At 66.7% G+C, this 17,519-nt stretch carries 16 protein-coding genes and 1 pseudogene; 4 read left to right on the top strand and 13 right to left on the bottom strand.

Annotated features, from left to right (window positions below):
* Positions 1–25: 25 nt before the first annotated feature.
* From araH to FAZ98_RS01690, 7 genes are all read right to left on the bottom strand, one after another.
* Positions 26–1,060, bottom strand: coding sequence for an L-arabinose ABC transporter permease AraH (araH, locus tag FAZ98_RS01720; protein WP_158948181.1), 1,035 nt, complete (start codon positions 1,058–1,060; stop codon positions 26–28).
* A 23-nt stretch (positions 1,061–1,083) separates the two neighbouring features.
* Complete coding sequence (gene araG, locus FAZ98_RS01715; RefSeq protein ID WP_158948179.1) at positions 1,084–2,595, bottom strand: L-arabinose ABC transporter ATP-binding protein AraG; 1,512 nt, start codon at positions 2,593–2,595, stop codon at positions 1,084–1,086.
* Between the two features lie 124 nt (positions 2,596–2,719).
* Positions 2,720–3,721: an arabinose ABC transporter substrate-binding protein gene (locus tag FAZ98_RS01710; RefSeq protein ID WP_158948177.1), complete on the bottom strand. Its 1,002-nt coding sequence runs from the start codon at positions 3,719–3,721 to the stop codon at positions 2,720–2,722.
* Between the two features lie 163 nt (positions 3,722–3,884).
* Positions 3,885–4,664, bottom strand: a complete 780-nt coding sequence (locus FAZ98_RS01705) for an SDR family oxidoreductase (protein ID WP_158948175.1) — start codon at positions 4,662–4,664, stop codon at positions 3,885–3,887.
* Positions 4,661–5,347, bottom strand: a complete 687-nt coding sequence (locus FAZ98_RS01700; protein WP_158948173.1) for a 2-dehydro-3-deoxy-6-phosphogalactonate aldolase — start codon at positions 5,345–5,347, stop codon at positions 4,661–4,663. The genes FAZ98_RS01705 and FAZ98_RS01700 overlap by 4 nt, the downstream gene beginning before the upstream one ends.
* A 47-nt stretch (positions 5,348–5,394) precedes the next feature.
* Positions 5,395–6,468, bottom strand: a complete 1,074-nt coding sequence (locus tag FAZ98_RS01695; protein WP_233272727.1) for a 2-dehydro-3-deoxygalactonokinase — start codon at positions 6,466–6,468, stop codon at positions 5,395–5,397.
* Entirely contained in the window at positions 6,468–7,409 is a 942-nt protein-coding gene (locus FAZ98_RS01690; RefSeq protein ID WP_158948169.1) for an IclR family transcriptional regulator, read from the bottom strand. Before FAZ98_RS01690 ends, FAZ98_RS01695 begins: the two co-directional genes overlap by 1 nt.
* 504 nt (positions 7,410–7,913) lie before the next feature.
* On the opposite strand from FAZ98_RS01690, the gene FAZ98_RS01685 reads away from it, so the two are divergent.
* Positions 7,914–8,261, top strand: a complete 348-nt coding sequence (locus tag FAZ98_RS01685) for a type II toxin-antitoxin system RelE/ParE family toxin (RefSeq protein ID WP_199272277.1) — start codon at positions 7,914–7,916, stop codon at positions 8,259–8,261.
* A pseudogene (locus tag FAZ98_RS01680) lies at positions 8,258–8,479 on the top strand (helix-turn-helix domain-containing protein); the annotation flags it as partial. The gene FAZ98_RS01685 and the pseudogene FAZ98_RS01680, both read left to right, overlap by 4 nt.
* Positions 8,480–8,687: 208 nt before the next feature.
* Here FAZ98_RS01680 and FAZ98_RS01675 read toward each other — a convergent pair.
* From FAZ98_RS01675 to FAZ98_RS01665, 3 genes are all read right to left on the bottom strand, one after another.
* On the bottom strand, positions 8,688–9,077 hold the full coding sequence (locus FAZ98_RS01675; protein ID WP_158948165.1) for a RidA family protein: 390 nt from the start codon (positions 9,075–9,077) through the stop codon (positions 8,688–8,690).
* 136 nt (positions 9,078–9,213) lie between these two features.
* Complete coding sequence (locus FAZ98_RS01670; RefSeq protein WP_158948163.1) at positions 9,214–10,743, bottom strand: N-acyl-D-amino-acid deacylase family protein; 1,530 nt, start codon at positions 10,741–10,743, stop codon at positions 9,214–9,216.
* A 58-nt stretch (positions 10,744–10,801) separates the two neighbouring features.
* On the bottom strand, positions 10,802–11,776 hold the full coding sequence (locus FAZ98_RS01665; RefSeq protein ID WP_158948161.1) for a MurR/RpiR family transcriptional regulator: 975 nt from the start codon (positions 11,774–11,776) through the stop codon (positions 10,802–10,804).
* Between the two features lie 174 nt (positions 11,777–11,950).
* On the opposite strand from FAZ98_RS01665, the gene FAZ98_RS01660 reads away from it, so the two are divergent.
* Positions 11,951–13,231, top strand: coding sequence for an amino acid deaminase (locus tag FAZ98_RS01660; RefSeq protein WP_158948159.1), 1,281 nt, complete (start codon positions 11,951–11,953; stop codon positions 13,229–13,231).
* 76 nt (positions 13,232–13,307) lie between these two features.
* Here FAZ98_RS01660 and FAZ98_RS01655 read toward each other — a convergent pair whose 3' ends face one another.
* Entirely contained in the window at positions 13,308–13,775 is a 468-nt protein-coding gene (locus FAZ98_RS01655; protein WP_158948157.1) for a MarR family winged helix-turn-helix transcriptional regulator, read from the bottom strand.
* Positions 13,776–13,884: 109 nt separating this feature from the next.
* The gene (locus FAZ98_RS01650; protein WP_158948155.1) at positions 13,885–15,480 is read right to left on the bottom strand and encodes an MDR family MFS transporter; all 1,596 of its coding nucleotides are present in this window, start codon (positions 15,478–15,480) and stop codon (positions 13,885–13,887) included.
* A gap of 122 nt (positions 15,481–15,602) precedes the next feature.
* Between FAZ98_RS01650 and FAZ98_RS01645 the strand changes: the two genes are divergently transcribed.
* Complete coding sequence (locus FAZ98_RS01645; RefSeq protein WP_158948153.1) at positions 15,603–16,511, top strand: EcsC family protein; 909 nt, start codon at positions 15,603–15,605, stop codon at positions 16,509–16,511.
* On the opposite strand, the gene FAZ98_RS01640 is transcribed toward FAZ98_RS01645, so the two are convergent.
* Positions 16,481–17,485 (bottom strand): alpha/beta hydrolase, encoded by a 1,005-nt coding sequence (locus FAZ98_RS01640; protein ID WP_158948151.1) that lies wholly within the window; start codon positions 17,483–17,485, stop codon positions 16,481–16,483. The two genes, FAZ98_RS01645 and FAZ98_RS01640, sit on opposite strands and share 31 nt — an antisense overlap.
* Positions 17,486–17,519: the final 34 nt, after the last annotated feature.

Below are 17,519 nucleotides of genomic sequence, written 5' to 3'. Positions count from 1 at the left end.
GTGGGATCGGCGGCTTTTAACCGGATCAGTCGCGCGAACCGCGGTTCTTCAACTGGTCGAGCAGCACCGCCGCCAGCAGGATCGCGCCGCGCACGAGGTACTGGTAGAACGCGTCGATATTGAGCAGGTTCATGACGTTCTCGACCGTGCCCATGATCAGCACGCCGATCACCACGCCCGAGATGGTCGCGCGGCCGCCCAGCAGCGAAACGCCGCCCAGCACGCACGCCGAGATCACGTTCAGCTCGAAGCCTTCGGCCGCGTTCGGCTGGCCCGAGGTGATGCGCGCCGCCAGAATCACACCCGCGAGCGCCGTGACCGCGCCCTGGATCAGGAAGATCCACACGCGCGTGCGCTCGACCTTGATACCGGCGAGACGCGAGGCTTCCGGATTGCCGCCGATCGCCAGCGTGTTGCGGCCGTACACGGTTTGATTGAGCATCACGCCGAACACGATGAAGCAGATGAGCGTGACCCAGATCGGCATTTGCACGCCGAAGAAGGCCATCGTGCCCATGGCGATGAAGGTGTCGGACGAAACCCCCACGGCCTGACCGTGCGAGACGATAAAGCCGAGGCCGCGCACGATTTCCATCGTCGCGAGCGTGGTGATCAGCGCGTTGATGCGCAGGTACGCGATCACCGCGCCGTTCACGAAGCCGATGGCCGCGCCCGCCGCCACCGCCGCCACGATCGCGATGAACGTGTTATTGGTGGCGTTGAGCACCATCGCGCAGAGCACGCCCGCGAACGCGACCGTTGACCCCACCGAAAGGTCGAAGTCGCGCGAGGCGAGACAGAACATCATCGTGCAGGCGACCATGCCGATCTGCGAAACCGACAGCGCGAGACCGAGCATGTTCTCGACGGAGAAGAAGTGATCCACCGTCAGCGACATCACGATGAACATCACCGCGAAGATCACGATGAGGCTGTACTCGGTGATCTGCTGCCACCACTTCTGCTTGTCGGACTTTTGCGGAATAAGCGCTTCCGCTGCGCTGTGCGCGACGCTCTTGGCTGCGTCGGCGGCATCCGCCGCCAGATTCTCTCGTTGCATTTCCTTGACTCCTCCCCGTTGCGTCATGCCGCGCGCTTCTGCGCGCCTTGCGGCAGCGCGAGATCGAGCACCGCATGTTCGCTCGCCGCGCTACGCGGCAACTCACCCGAAATCCGGCCTTCGCGCATCACCACGATGCGGTCCGACACGCCCAGCACTTCCGGCAATTCCGATGACACCATCACGATCGCACAGCCGCGTTGCGCGAGCTGGTAGATCACGTTGTAGATTTCGTGCTTCGCGCCCACGTCGATACCGCGCGTGGGCTCGTCGAGAATCACGACCTTCAGGTCCGGCTCGGCGAGCCAGCGCGACAGAATCGCTTTCTGCTGATTGCCGCCCGAAAGAAAGCGGATCTTCTGGCGGCGGCTCGGCGTCTTGATCTTCAGGAGCTTGATGAAGCGGTCCGCCGTTTCGGCTTCCTTCTTGCGGTCGAGGAACATGCCCGCGCGCAGGAAATGGCGGCGGCAACTGATGTTGATGTTCTCCGAAACCGTGGCCATCGCCACGATGCCCTGCTCCTTGCGATCTTCCGGGCACAGCACGATGCCGTGACGGATCGCGTCGCTCGCGCTCTTCACGCGAATGACCTTGCCGTCCAGTTCCAGCTCGCCCGCGCGCCGCTTGTGGGTGCCGTAGATCAACTGCATCAGTTCGCTGCGGCCCGCGCCCACGAGGCCGAAAAAGCCAACGATCTCGCCCGCCTTCACCTCGAAGCTCGCGGCCTGCGCGAGCGGCGCGCCTTCGATGCCGCGCACCGCGAAGCGCGTGTTGCCCAGCTCGCGCGGCGCGTAGTTGTAGATGTCGCTGATCTCGCGGCCCACCATCTCGGCCACGAGCGTTTCGCGCTTCACCTCTTCGAGCTTCTCGTGCGAGGCGATCTTGCGGCCGTCGCGGAAGATCGTGCAGGCGTTGCACAGCTCGTAGATCTCGTCCATGCGGTGCGAGATGTAGATGAGCGCGCGGTTGTCGGCGCGCAGTTCGCGCACGAGCTTGAACAGCACTTCGGTCTCGCGGTGCGAGAGCGAGCTGGTGGGCTCGTCGAGCGCGATCACGCGCGCGTTGCGCAGCAGCGCCTTGCAGATTTCCACCATCTGGCGTTGCGCGATGGAAAGCTTGCGCAGCTTCGCCGCGGGGTCGAGATCGACGCCCATCGCGGCGAGCCGTTCGCGCACGAACGCGCGTGCCTCGCGGCGCTTCACCCAGCCGAGCGAATTGGGCAGCGCGCCGAGCAGCAGGTTTTCCATGACCGTGAGGTCGGGCACGTATTGCAGTTCCTGATGGATCACGGCAATGCCCGCGCCGATCGACGCGGCGGCGTCGGCAAAACGCGTCTCGTTGCCGTCGATCAGGATGCGGCCCGAGTCGGGCTGATATTCGCCGCCGAGAATCTTCAGCAGCGTGGACTTGCCCGCGCCGTTCTCGCCCATGAGGCCATGCACTTCGCCCGCGTTCACGTCGAACGACACGCCGTCGAGCGCGCGCACGCCAGGGAACACCTTGCCGATATTGTCAAAACGCAGTGTCGCTGACACTTCGGTTTCCTCTCATTCGATACGCCGCGAGCGCGGCGGCGCAATCACCCCGGATTGCGCCGCCGCCCCGCCGCGGGAAACACACTTCAAACCACTTGCCTGGAAACGCGGTGTTTCGAGGCGCTTACTTCGAAGCGAGACCCATCTGCTGACGCACGCTTTCCACGTTGTCGCGCGTGGCCAGCATGCCCGTCGTCAGCGTGAGCTTCGGCGGTTCCTTGCCTTGCGTGATCCAGGCGTACATCAGGTCCGAGGTTTCTTCGCCGTGACGCTTCGGGCTGATGATGACCGTGCCGTAGAAGCCCGTGGGTTGCGGCTTCTTGAACTCGTTGAGCGCCGAGTCCGAACCGCCGATGCCAATGCCGATCATGTTGTCGGCCTTGAAACCGCGGCCTTCCGCTGCGCGCACGGCGCCGAGCACGCCCTCGTCGTTCAGCGCATAAGCCACCCAGTGCTTGAACTGCGGGTTCTTCGTCAGCGCGATGTTGGCGGCGTTGAAGGCGTTTTCCGTGTCGGTCTTGGCTTGCGGCGCCATGATGATGTTGGCCTTCGGGAAGCCCGCGGCCACCAGCGCGTCGGTCGCGCCGCTGGTGCGGTCATGCGCCGTGGGCAGCTGTTCGTAGGTCACGTCGATCGCGCCCACGTCCTTCATGTCCCAGCCGCGCTTCTTGATCTCGGCGGCGATGCCGTCGCCCACCTGCTTGCCGATGTTGTAAGCCGAAATGCCCATGTGCGGCACCGACTCGATCGGCTTGCCCGCGCCGTCCACCAGACGGTCGTCCACCGTCATCATCTTGAGGTTGTCGGCCTTCGCCTTGGCGACGATGCCCGGCCCGAGCTTCACGTCCGGCGTGCAGATGATGAAGCCCTGCGCCTTTTGCGCGGCGAGGTTGTCGATCGCGCTCATCACCTTTTCACCCGAGGGCGCGCCGATCTTCACGAGCGTGAAGCCCTTTTCCTTCGCGGCCATTTCGGCGAACTTCCACTCGTCCTGGAACCACGGCTCTTCGGGCTGCTTCACGAGAAAGCCGATCTTCACCGGGTCGGCGGCCTGCGCGATGGGCGCTTGCGCGAACATGGCGGTGGCAGCGGCGGCCACCAGCGTCAGAAAGATACGTCGTTGCATGCTGTCAGTCTCCTGTCTTCTTCAGTCACGGGAAGGGTGTCGGCCGCCTCTTCTTTTGCCCGTCGAAACGCGCGGCCAGCGTGTCGTCGGATTCCTGCGTTATCGGTTTTCCTTCGTGCTGCGAATTACTTTTTTATGGCGTCGATGTGGCTTGATTCCAGCGTCAATCGTGATACAGCGCCGTGCGGCCGCCGTCGATGGTGATGCAGCTCGCATTGATGAACGGCGCTTCGTCCGAAGCGAGGAACACGGCTGTCATCGCCACTTCGTCGGGATGGCCGATACGCTTCATCGGCTGCAACGCGAGCGTCGCGTCGCGCGCGGCCTGCGGGTCGGGCTGCTCGTTCCACCAGTCGTGCGTGAGCTGCGTTTCGATGTAGCCCGGCGCGATCGCGTTCACGCGCACGTTCTTCGGCGCGTACTCGATACCGAGCGCGCGCGTCAAGCCGATCACGCCGTGCTTCGCCACCGGATACGGAAAGCAGCCCGGAATGATCTGGAACGAATGCGTGGACGCGATATTGACGATGCTGCCCGCGCGCCGCTCGACCATGCCGGGCAGCACCGCGCGGCAACCGTTCCAGACGCCGTCCAGATCGACGGCGAAACAGCGCCGCCAGTCGTCGTCGGTCATCGTGAGCGGGTCGGCGAACACGTTGATGCCCGCGTTGTTCACGAGCACGTCCACGGCGCCGAAGTCGCGCTCCGCACGGGCCACGGCGTCGCGCACCGAGGCGGCCTGCGTCACGTCCGTCTCTACCGCGAGCACCTGCGCGCCCGCGTGTTCGGCGGCGATGGCGCGCGCCGTGGTCTCGCCCAAAGCGAGATCGAGTTCCGCGAGCACGACCGCCGCGCCCTGGGCCGCGAACGCGCGCGCGATCGCCGCGCCGATGCCGCGTCCGGCGCCCGTCACGAGCGCGACCTTGCCCGCGAGCCGAGTCACTTTTGCGCTCCGCGCGCGTCGTGCGTGCGCTTCCAGCCTTCGATGAAAGCGATGGCGTTCGCGCGCGTGGTCGCCACGTCCTGCCCCGGCTTGTAGAGCGCCGAGCCGAGGCCGAAGCCGGTCGCGCCCGCCGCGAGCTGCGGCCCCATGTTGTCGGGCGTCACGCCGCCCACCGGCAGCAGCGGCACGATGGCCGGCACCACGGCGCGCCACGCCTTCGTCACGGCCGGGCCGAGCTGTTCGGCCGGAAACATCTTGAGCGCGTCGGCGCCGTGCTTGAGCGCGCTGAACGCCTCGGTGGGCGTGGCGACGCCCGGCACGCAGGCGAGCCCTTGCAGCTTCGCGGCGAGGATCACGTCGACATCGGCATGCGGCATCACGATCAGCTCGCCGCCCGCGTTGCGCACGTCGCGCACGCGTTCGGTCGAGAGCACGGTGCCCGCGCCCACGAGCGCGTCGGCGGGCAGCACTTTGCGGATCGCCGCGATGCTGTCCAGCGGCTGCGGCGAGTTGAGCGGCACCTCGATCAGGCGAAAGCCCGCCTCGTAGAGCGCGCGGCCGTGCTCTGCGGCTTCGGCGGGCTGGATGCCGCGCACGATCGCGACCATGCGGCACGCCGCGAAAGCCGTGACGAAGCCGGCGTGCGGCGTGTACGGTGCGGGCAGGTTCAGTTCGGGTTGCATGTCGGCGTCCTGTTCGTTCCGGTGTCTCTATCTGTCGATGTGTCGGGTCAGCGCGGCGTGACGAGGCCGGCCTGCACGGCGATGCGCCAGAGGCCGTGCTCGGTCGCGTGCCGCACCAGACGCGCGCCGTCGCAGCCGAACTGCGCGAGCGCGAGCCGGTAGCGCTCGCACAGCGCCTCGGCGCCGATCAGTTGCGGCGCGCACGCGGCGAGCGAGACGTCGCGTCGCGCCAGCGCCGCTTCGAGGCCCGCGAGTTCGTGCCCGATGACGAGGCCCGAGAGATAGTCGGGCTGTTCGTCGGCGGCCAGCTGGCCCGTGAGACCGAGCGTGCGCGCGCTGAACGCGGTGGCCAGCAAACCGACGCAGCCTTGCTCGCGCGCCACGCTCACGCCGCGCAGAAACGCCGCCGTGTCGGGATCGACGGGATGCTTCATCGTGCGGCCGAGAATCGTGTGCGCGCACAACGCCGCGTAGATCTCGCCGGTCATGAAGGTGTAGAAGCGCGCGATGCGCTCGCCTTCCACCACGACCCATTTCGCGTGCGTGCCGGGCAGGCCGATCAGCGCGGGCGGGGCGTCGCCGGTGTCATCGACATTCGATGTCGCGCCCGAGGCGCCCGAATCCGCGCCGGATACGGTGCCAGCCGCCGTCAACGCGCCGAAAATCTGCGTTTCCTCGCCGCGCATCACGTTGGGCAAGGCGCCGGGTTCGAGCACGCCGGGCACCACGGCCACCTCGGCGCCCGAGGCCGCGCGCACCCGCACGATGCCGTCCACCAGCGCCTGCGCGCCCGCGGGCGTTTCCACGTACGGCGCCTGCACCCAGCCCTGCGCGCTGCCGACCATGCCGGCCGCCAGCACGGGCAGACCGGGCGCCTGAGCGAGCCACACGCCCACCGCTTCGTCGAATGCCACGTCGAAGCCGCCTTCCTCGGCCGGCACCGGCAGATTCATGATGCCCGCCGTCGAGGCGCGCGTGGCCAGCACCTTGCCCGCCGCATCGAACAGATACGCGCGCAGCGAGGTCGTGCCCCAGTCGAGCGCGATCAACGCCGCCTGGCTCAGGTCCGGCGTCGCATCGTGCGCCGCGCCGGCACCCTTCACGTCGTTCTCGCGCGCCATCATCGACGAATCCTGCGCGTAGCCGGCTGCGGCGCGCGCCAGCCGAGTTCCTGCGAAATCGCGCGCGCTTCGCGCTGCACGACGGGAATCAGTTCATCCATGCGTTCGAGCGGCATGTAAGGAATCGTGCTCGCGACGGAGAGCGCCGCGACGACCGCGCCCGAGGCGTCGCGCACGGGCGCCGCCACGCAGCGGATCGAGATTTCGTTTTCTTCGAGATCGAACGTGTAGCCGCCAGCCGCATAGGTGGCCATGCGCTTGATGAACGTCTCGGGTTCGAGGCTGCTGTCGGGGCGAAAGCTCACGCCCGCGAGCGTGCGGCGCGAGGCGTCGAACAGTTCGCGCCACGTTTGCGGCGCGAGGTCGAGCATCATCGCCTTGCCGATGCCCGTGGACGCGAGCGGCATGCGGTGCCCGACGCGCGAGCGCATTTCGAGGCCGCGCTGGCCGGGAATCTTGTCGATGTAGAGCACGTCGTCGCCGTCGCGCACGCCCAGATGGATCGTGTCGAGCGTTTCGTCGGCGAGGGCTTGCAGATGCGCGCGCGCCACGGCCGTGAGCGGCATCTGTTCGAGCGCGATCGTGCCGAGTTCGATCAGCTTCGGGCCGAGCAGATAGCCGCCCTGCACCTGCCGCAGATAGCGCGCTTGCACGAGGCTGGAAACGAGGCGATGCGTGGTGCTGCGCGTGGTGCCGAGCACCGCGCCGAACGAACGCAGATCGCGCACGCCGGCGGCGGCGGCTTCGAGAATCGCGAGGCCGCGCAGCAGCGTTTGCGTGCCGGCCTGTTGCATCGAGCCGTCGAGCAGCGAGCTGGCGAGGCCGATTTCGTCGGCGCCGCCGTGGCCGCCCGTGGCGCCGGTGCCGCGCGAAGCCGTACGCGAGGGCGCCGCCGACGCTTCGTCGTGCCCGGCAACCGAGGGGGACATCGCTTTGTTCATGGCGATTTCGGGAAAGAGACGGGGGAGCGGCGCGGCGTCAGACGACGGCGCGCGAGCCATGGGCAAAGGCGGCAAGAGCGGTGCAAGGCGCTGGCGCGCTCGAGTGCGGAAGGCTGAAAGCCGCGCGCTTCGCAGGCTGCAACATGGCGATGTCTCCTGGTGTCGCCGGCAGGCTGCGCGAGGCGCGGCTGCCGGGCTGTGTCTCAGTGTCTTGTGCCGATTCTCGTTGTGCGACGCCGCGCTGCATTTCGCGCATGACGCGTCGGATCGGATGGGTTGGATTGTAGGCAGATTTTTTCCGGTTCTCCAATATGTGATTGGGGCGCTCATATATTGGGAAATTGGAAGAGCGCCAATAGCAAATGGTGCGCCTGGCCGGACGGCCAACGTTGCAGGCGAGTTTGACGTGAGTAAAGGCGCTGACGGGAAAGGGTTCGGAGACTTGAGCGATGTCATTCCCGGCGTGCGCCGGGCCGCTCAACGCTCTCTAATTTATATAAAATTTTGTATAATCGAACCCACTTGAAACCGCTGGAATTTCGCGGCAGCAGCTATGCGGATCTTTGCAAGTTTCCGCCTGACATCCGCAAGGAAGCGGGTCGCCAGTTACAGCGCGTGCAGGAAGGCCGCGAACCAAACGACTGGAAGCCGATGAATCCAGTCGGGCGTGGCGCACGGGAAATCCGTCTACGCGACGCTTCCGGCGCATTTCGCGTGATTTACGTGACGCAGATCGGCGAAGTCATTTATGTCTTGCACTGCTTTCAGAAAAAATCCGAAAGAACCGCGTTCGTCGATCTGTCGCTCGCCGCGCGGCGCTACCGCGATGTAGTCAAGGAGTTGCGATCATGAGCCGCAAAATGCAAGAGAATCAGCGCTTCGAGAGTATCTGGGACGCGCTCGAAGAAACGCCTCAGGCAGCCCAGAACATGACACTGCGCTGCAGCCTCATGATCGAACTTGAGGAATACATCAAGCGCCGCAAGCTCACCCAAACGCGAGCCGCCGAACTCTTCGGCGTCACGCAGCCGCGCGTCTCCGACCTCACTCGCGGAAAAATCGATCTCTTCTCGCTCGACGCGCTCATCAACATGGCCGTTTCAGCTGGCATGAAAGTCGAAATGAGCATCACTGAGCGCAAGCCGCTCGACGACAATCCGCAGGAAAAAAAGCAAGAAAAGGCGCCAGAGAAAGCACGGGCCAAAAAGCCAGCAAAACGGCTGCCGGATAACTCCGGCAGCCGTTCTCCAGGCGACAGCGCACAGTGGGAAGAAACCGTTACTTCCCCGCCGGCGCCTTATACGCCACGCAGTCCACTTCGACCTTGCAGTCCACCACCATGCTCGACTGCACGCACGCGCGTGCCGGCGGATGCTCGCCGAAATACTCGCGGAACACCTTGTTGAACGAGGTGAAATCGCGCGCGTCGTCGAGCCACACGCCGCAGCGCACGACGTGCTCCGCGCCGTAGCCCGCCTCCTTCAGGATCGCGAACAGGTTCTGGATCGCCTTGTGCGACTGCTCGACGATATTGCCGTTGATGACCTCGCCGTTTTCCATCGGCGTCTGGCCCGAGACGTACAGCCAGCCGTCGGCTTCCACGGCACGCGCGAACGGCAGATGTTGTCCGCCCTGCCCCTTGCCGCCTTCCGCTCCAATTCGTTTCATCGTTTGCTCCTTTGAGATCGTGCGGCGCGCCGGGCTTCGTGGGCCAGGCGCGCCGAGGGTCGAAATGTGTCGATACCGAATGCGATGCCGATACGGAAGCGCATCGCGATCGCATGCGGCATCGCGTTGAACACGTTCAGAACGCGCTCGCTTCCGGGTTCGCTTCCCGGTTCACTTCTGGGTTCGCTTCCGGGTTCACCTCGGCGTTCCCTTCGCGCTTGCCGCGCGCGACGAAATGGCCCGCGCGCTCGCCCGTGGGTTGCCCGTCGCGATACGAAAGCACGCCGTTCACCCACACCGCGTCGATGCCTTCGGCCACCTGCTGCGGCTTTTCGAAGGTCGCCGCATCGCGCACCTTCGCCGGGTCGAACAGCACGAGATCGGCATGCCAGCCCACGTGCAGCTCGCCGCGCTGCGCGAGGCCGAAGCGCCGCGCCGAGAGCCCCGTCATCTTGCGCACCGCTTCTTCGAGCGGCAGCAACTTCGCGTCGCGCGCGTAATGCCCGAGCACGCGCGGAAACGCTCCCCACAAACGCGGATGCGGCAGCGGATCGTTCGGCAAACCGTCCGAGCCCACCATCGAAGCCGGATGCGAGAGGATGCGCCGCACGTCGTCCTCGGACATGTTGTGATACACCGCGCCCGCCGGTTGCAGCCGCTGGCCCGCCTCCTGTTGCGACACGCCCCACTCCGCGGCGATGTCCTTGATGAGCTTGCCCGCCTGCTCGGGATGCGGCGTCGACCACGTAATGGTGATGTCGATGTCGCCGCTCACCTGCCGGAGGTCGAGCGTCGAAGAACTGCGGCTGTATGGATAGCAGTCGCAGCCCACCGGCTGATAGCGGCGCGCGTTGTCGAGCGAGGCGAGCACTTCCTCGCTGCGCCCCCAGTTCTGCGGGCCCGCGCATTTCAGGTGCGAAATCACCACCGGCACGCGCGCATGCTTGCCGATGTGATACGCCTCGTTCATCGCGTCGAGAATCGCGTCGAACTCGGTGCGCATGTGCGTGGTGTAGAGCGCGCCCGCGGCGGCCAGCGGTTCGGCGAGCGTGGCGACTTCTTCCGTCGACGCTTCGAACGCCGAACCATAGGCGAGTCCCGTCGACAACCCGAGCGCGCCGTGCGCGAGCGCTTCCTCGAGCTGCGCGCGCATGGCGGCGATCTCGCCCGGCGTGGCCGCGCGCTTGAGGTTGTCGAGATGATTGTTGCGCAGCGCCGTATGGCCGATCAGCGCGCCCACGTTCACGGCCGGTTTCGCGGCATTCACCGCGTCCACATACGCGGCGAAGGTCGGATAGCCGAACGCGGCGCGATCGCCGAGCAGGTTCATCGGGTCGGGCGGATCGCCGTTGAGCGTGACCGGCGCGGCGCTGATGCCGCAATTGCCGACGATCACCGTCGTCACGCCCTGGCTGATCTTGGGCAGCATCTGCGGCGCGCGGATCACGTGCGTGTCGTCGTGCGTGTGGACGTCGATGAAACCCGGCGCGAGCGCGCGGCCCTCGGCCTCGATCACCGTTTCGGCGAGCCAGTTCGAAAGATTGCCGATCGCGGCGATGCGGCCGTCGCGCAACGCCACGTCGCGCTCGACGGGCGGCGCGCCGGTGCCGTCGTAGAGCATGGCGCCGACGATCAGCGTGTCGGCGGCTTCGGGATGCGAATGCATGCGCGTTCTCCTAAGGATGGCTTCAATCGCTTCAATCGCTTCAGTCTCTTCAGTCGCGTCAATCGCCGAGCGGCTGGCGTTCGCCGCCGCCGCGATGCGCGTCGAGCGTGTGCTTCATGCGGCGCAACAGCTCGCGGCTCGTTTCGGGCTGCGCGAGCGCCAGCTCCGTCACGAGCACGTCGAGCGCCATCATCATCGCGTAACGCGAGGAGGACGGCTTGTAGATGAAATCGGTTTCGCTCGTGACGATGGGCACGAGCCAGTCGGCCAGCGCGGCGAGCGGCGAGGCGGGCGCGGTGATCGTTACGAGTTTCGCGCCGTAATCGCGCGCAATGCGGCACGCATCGAGCAACTCGGGCACGCGACCTGTTACGGACAACGCAACGACCACGCAATCGGGCGCGAGCGTGCTCGCCACCATGCGTTGCAGCAGGCTGTCCTGATACGACGCGACCGGACGGCCGAGACGCACGAGCCGGAAGCGCAATTCGTCGGCGAGTGCGCTCGAACCGCCGCCCATGCCGAACACGTAGATCATGCGCGCGGCGCCCAGCGCGGCGGCGGCTTCGGCAAACGGCGCCTGGCGCAGCAGTTCGTGATTGCGCGCGAGCGCCGTGTGCACTTCTTCGTAGACGCGCGTGGCGAGCGGCTCGGCCTGCGCGACAGCGTGGGGTTCGGCCTGCGGATCGATCAGGGCGTCGGCGTGCCAGCCCGAGGCACCCGCCGCGCCGTCGCGCGACATGTCGACGGCCCGCGTGCCGCGCAGGAAACGCTCGCCAACGGCCGCGGCCTGCGCGAGCCGCAGCTTGAGTTCGCGCACGTCCGCGCAGCCCACGGCTTTCGCGAAACGCGTGACCGAAGCGACGCTCACGCCCGCGCGCCGCGCGAGTTCGCCGATACTCGCGCGCGCGGCGCCCGCGAGATCGTCGAGGATCAACGCGGCCACGTCGCGCTCGGCGGGACGCAGGCCGGGCACGCACTGCGCAATGCGTGCGACGATGTCGAAGCGGGCCGGGTCGGTGGCGAGATTCATGCGGGAATGCCGGTCAGAGACACGCTGTTAGTAAATAACATTTCACGAGGCGATGTTACTTTGTGTACTATCGCTGAGTCAACGCCGAACCTTCCCGCATTGCCGGGGATTGGCGAAATCAAGGCAAAATCAGGCATAAAGACGAATACACCGGACCGTATGGAGCGAACGGAAATGAAAGTTACAAACTATCAGAGTGCGACGATCGACCCGAACAGCAAGGGTCTCGGCAACGTGCCGGGCGCGAGCGTGCCGCTCGCCGACGCCACGCGCCTCGAATGGAATCTGCTCGACGAAGACGTGAGCCTGCCGGCCGCGGTGCTCTACGCGGACCGCGTGGAGCACAACCTCAAGTGGATGCAGGAATTCGTCACGCGCTACGGCGTGAAGCTCGCGCCGCACGGCAAGACCACGATGGCGCCGCAACTCTTTCGCCGCCAGCTCGACACCGGCGCATGGGGCATCACGCTCGCCACCGCGCATCAGACACGCGCGGCATATCGCGGCGGCGTCTCGCGCGTGCTGATGGCGAACCAGCTGGTGGGCCGCCGCAACATGGCGATCATCGCGGAGTTGCTGAGCGATCAGGACTTCGAGTTCTTCTGCATCGTCGACTCCGTGGAAGGCGTCGAGCAGCTCGGCGAGTTCTTCCGCGCCTCGCGCCGCACGCTGCAAGTGCTGCTCGAACTCGGCGTGCCGCGCGGCCGCACCGGCGTGCGCGACGCCGAAACCCGCGAGGCCGTGCTCGCGGCCATCGCCAACTATCCCGACTCGCTCAAGCTCGCGGGCGTCGAGATCTACGAAGGCATCCTCAAGGAAGAAAGCGAAGTGCGCACCTTCCTGCGCGACGCGCTCAACGTCACCCAGGAACTCGCGGCGGCGGGCCGCTTCGGGCGCTCGCCCGCGCTGCTCTCAGGCGCGGGATCGGCATGGTACGACGTGGTGGCGGAGGAGTTCGCGCCGGCCACCCAGGCAGGCACGATCGACGTGGTGCTGCGCCCCGGCTGCTACGTCACGCACGACGTGGGCGTCTACAAGCAGGCGCAATCGCAGATCCTCACGCGCAACCCGGTCGCGCGCGAAATGGGCGTGGCGCTGCAACCCGCGTTGCAGCTTTGGGCGTACGTGCAGTCGATTCCGGAGCCGGGCCGCGCGATCGTCGGCTTCGGCAAGCGCGACGCGGCGTTCGATGCGGGCTTCCCGGAGCCCTCGCGTCACTATCGCCCCTCGCAGGGCGGCGCGCCGCGCGAAGTGGCCGCGAGCGAAGGCTGGGAAGTGTTCCAGATGATGGATCAGCATGCCTACCTGCAGATCCCGGCGGGCACCGACCTCAAGGTCGGCGACATGATCGCGTTCGACATCTCGCACCCGTGCCTCACGTTCGACAAGTGGCGCCAGGTGCTGATGGTCGACCCGTCGTATCGCGTGACGGAAGTGATCGAAACGTTCTTCTGAGCGCGCGGTTATCGGCAAAACCGCGGGACACCACGCGTGACAAAACGCCGGGCGGCATTACCGCGCCCGGCGTTGTTCATTCCGCTTCCGGCTGCGCCTGGGGCAACGGCTCCGCGCCCGCCGCCACCTCGCCGATGCGCTCCTCCATCATGCCCAGCGCATCCTTGAGCGCCGTGAGCGCCTCGTCGGGCAGCGCCATCGTCACGTTGAGGAAGTCGTTGCGTCGCGGCAAGCCTTCTTCTACCGCGGCGCGCCCGGCTTCGGTGAGCGTCACGTTGGTGATGCGGTTGTCGCGCTCGTCGGCGCGGCGCGCGATCCAGCCGAGCGATTCGAGCGGCTTCAACTGCCGCGTGAGCGCGCCCGGGTCCACACGCAGCCGCTCGACGAGCCGCTTTTGCGACGACTCGCCGTTCTGGTCGTAGAGCGCGAGCAGAATGCGCCAGCGCGGCATCGGATGGCCGACGCGCGCCTCGAACGCCGCCATGAACGCGCGGTAAGTGCGCCCGAATTGCTGAACGATGGCGATGCGGTCCTGAGTGTCCATAAGCGGTTTCAAACGAGATTCAGACGGGTTTTCAGACGGATTTCAGACGGGCTTCAAGCCGGTTTCGCGCGAGGCTCGACCGGCTCGCGCCGACCACGGCGCCGCGCGCTCAATCGGCATGCATCACGGGCTCGGGCTTGCTGCGCAGCTTGATGGGCGGCACGCGGCGCGTCTGCCACAGCGAGATCAGCGCGATGATCGCCGCCAGCGCGAGGCCGAGGTGAATCGCGCTCACCAGCGCCTCGCGCGCGGCTTCGAGCAGCGGCGCGCCGTGATGGCCCGCGCGCGTGAGATCGGCGACGAGCGAGGTTTGCGCCTCGCGGTTGATGAGGATCTGCGGGTCGGCGAGCTGCGGCAGCCAGTGCGTGGCCTGCTCGGCGTCGAGCGCCTTGTGCACGCCGTTCGTGTACAGCTGCGTGACCATCGTGCCGACGATCGCCGTGCCGAACATGCCGCCGATCATGCGCAGCGACTGCAGCAGCGCGGTGGCAATGCCGAGATGCTCGCGACCCGCCGTCTGCTGCGCGAAGATCGTGAGATTGGGCAGCACGAGGCCGAGCCCCATGCCGCCAACGATCATGCTGCCCATCAGCAGCGCGCGCGGCGTGCCGCGCGTGGCGATCGCGATCACGAAACAGCAGAACGCGATCATCGCGAAACCAATGTAGAGCATGAGATTCGGCTTGCTGATCCGCGAAATGACGCGCCCGTTCGCGATGCTGCCCACGGTAATGAACACCACGAACGGCGTGATCACCACGCCCGCTTCGTTCGGCGTCATGCCAAAGCCGCCCTGGAACAGCAGCGGCGCGTAGAACAGCAGCGAAAACAGCGTGAAGCCGCCGAGCACCGCGAGCGTGAACAGCGCGTTGAGGCTGGCGTTGCGAAACATGTCGATGGGCAGGATCGGCTGCGGGCACACACGCTCCCAGCGCCACAGCCCATAGGCCGCCACCACGGCGAGCACGAGCAGACCGAGCGAGCCCGCCGTGAGCCCGTGCTCCGGCAGGCGCTCCACGAAGAGTTGCAGACTGCCGAGCGCGATCGCGATGAGCAGCGCGCCGGGCCAGTCGAGCCGCATGCGTTCGCGATGCTCGACGTGCCGCAAATGCGGCAGATAGCGCCACACGAAGTAGAACGAGATCAGCCCGACCGGCAGATTGACGTAGAACACGGAGCGCCAGCCGCAGTACTGCGTGAGAAAGCCGCCCAGCGAAGGCCCGACCGCATTGGCGATGCCGAACGCGGAACTCATCACGACCTGCCAGCGCAGGCGCACGACGGAGTCGGGGAACAGATCGGGAATGCAGGCGAACGCGGTGCCCACGAGCATGCCGCCGCCAATACCTTGCAGCCCGCGCGCGATCACGAGAAACAACATGCTGTTGGCTGCGCCGCACAACACGGAAGCGGCGGTGAACACGATGATCGACGCAATCACGAAGGGTTTGCGCCCGTAGTAGTCGCCGAGCCGCCCGAAGATCGGCACGGTGATGACCGAGGCCAGCAAGTACGAGGTGGCGACCCACGCGTACAGCTCGAAGCCGCGCAGTTCGGCGACGATGGTGGGCAGCGCGGTGCCCACGACGGTCTGATCGAGGGCGACCAGCATCGTCACGAACGAGACACCGAGAATGGCGAGCAGCGACTCGCGGAACGGCAGAACCTGCCCGGCCGAATGGTGGGCGGCGGTATGAACGGCCATTTTTTGATCCAGCAATGGTTGACGCGTCAAAGAATTGGCATCATAGCATGACCGCCTCCGTTACACTGGGGCATCGCATCCAGATCGGCCCTGGCAACTCGGCCTGCAAATCCGGGAGAGTCATGACCCCTGATCGTCTCGAACGCTTCGATCCCGCACTGCCCGGCGCCGCGCTGTCCGCCGCCGATCTCGACACGCTGCGGCGCGCGAAACATCGGCTGGAAACGCCGCCGCTCGGCATGAAACTCGCGGCCATCGTGGGCGCGCCCGTCGAAAAGCTGATCGCCCGGTTGCCCGGCTTGGCCAACGACAAGGTCAACGAGGCCACCCAGGCCGCGCTGCGCAAATGCCTGCAACTCGCGCTCAAGACGCTCGGCAAGCCCGGCGCGCTGGCGCTTTCCGGCGCAACCTCCACCGCACTTTCCGTCGATACAACCCCCGCCGACGCCAAACCGAACCTCAAGCCCAGCAACCTGCTGCACAAGTTCGCCGTGGCCACGACCGGCGCGGCGGGCGGCGCGTTCGGCCTGTTCGCGCTGCCGGTGGAATTGCCGGTCACGACCACGCTGATGTTTCGCTCGATCTGCGACATCGCGCGCAGCGAAGGCGAGGATTTATCCGGCGCCGATACCCAGCTCCAGTGTCTGACCGTGTTCGGCATGGGCGGACGCTCGAGCGCCGACGACGAAGCCGACTTCGGCTACTTCGTGGTGCGCGGCGCGCTGGCTCAGGCGGTCTCGAAAGCCTCGACCGAAATGGCGACGAAGGGGTTCGCCGCGCACGGCTCGACCGCGCTGCTTAAACTCATGCAGACCGTGGCCGCGCGCTTCTCCGTGCAGGTCAGCGAACAGGTGGCGGCGAAGTCGATTCCGGCCATCGGCGCGGTGCTCGGCGCGATGGTCAACACCGTGTTCATCGACCACTTCCAGCAGGTCGCGCACGGGCATTTCACCGTGCGCCGCCTCGAACGCCGCTACGGCGAGGCGGCCGTGCACGCCGCTTACGACGCGATCGACCTGACGCTCGACTGAATCTCGGGCGATTGAACGGCGCTCGACAACGCGACGCCGCCCGCGCCCGGCTCGCTCGCGGCGCTCACACGGCGCACGAAGCGCGCGGCGTCGTCGAGCGTGCGGCGCGCCTCGGGCAGAAACGGCGCGTAGATCGGCCAGATATGCGGCAGATTGGGCGCGATCTCGCAATCGACGCTCACGCCCGCCGCGCGGGCGCGCTCGGCCACGCGGCGCGTGTCGTCGAGCAGGGTTTCGGTGCTGCCCGCGTAGAGGCTCAAGGGCGGCAGGCCGTGCAGATCGGCGTAGAGCGGCGAAACGTACGGATGCGCGGCGTCCGTCGTGCCGAGATAAAGCGGCGCGATGCGGGCGAATACGTCGCCGCAAAACATGGGATCGCGGCCGTCGTTGTCGCGAATCGAGGCGCCCGTGGCGGCGAGGTCCGTCCACGGCGAGAACAGGATCGCGCCGGCCGGCAGTGCGTCGCCCGCGTCGCGCAACGCCACCAGGGTGGCGAGCGCGAGTCCGCCGCCCGCCGAATCGCCGGCGATCACGATCGAACTCGCCGGCACGCCTTCGGCGAGCAGACGCCGGTACGCGGCGAGCGCGTCGTCATGCGCGGCGGGAAACGGATGCTCGGGCGCGAGGCGATACGCGAGCGAAAAGCAATCGGCATCGGTGCGCTTCGCGAGCCCGAAAGCGATCGCGCGATGCGTGCGCGGCGAGCAGAAGTAATAGCCGCCGCCGTGTAAATACAAAATCGTGCGCGTCGCGTGGCCCGCCTCGGCCCGGCGCTCGCGCACGAGCCATTCGCCGCGCAACGGCGCCTCGGGGCAGGCGTACTGCTCGCGCAAACGCCAGCCACGCGGCGGCGGCGGCGTCCACACGCGCCGCGACGTGAGCGTGCGCACGCGCGCGACGTCGACCGGCTTGCGTGTCTCAGGCAGGAAATTGCGGCGCAAGGACCAGCAGATCAGCGTGTTTTGCCAACTCATCGGCTGGAGTCCTCGCCCGTTCGTGATGTCGAGA

Origin of the sequence: Paraburkholderia acidisoli (assembly GCF_009789675.1) — a bacterium.
GTDB lineage: Bacteria > Pseudomonadota > Gammaproteobacteria > Burkholderiales > Burkholderiaceae > Paraburkholderia > Paraburkholderia acidisoli.
Note: the sequence above shows the minus strand (reverse complement) of the source record. Positions and strands in the feature narration are given on the sequence as shown.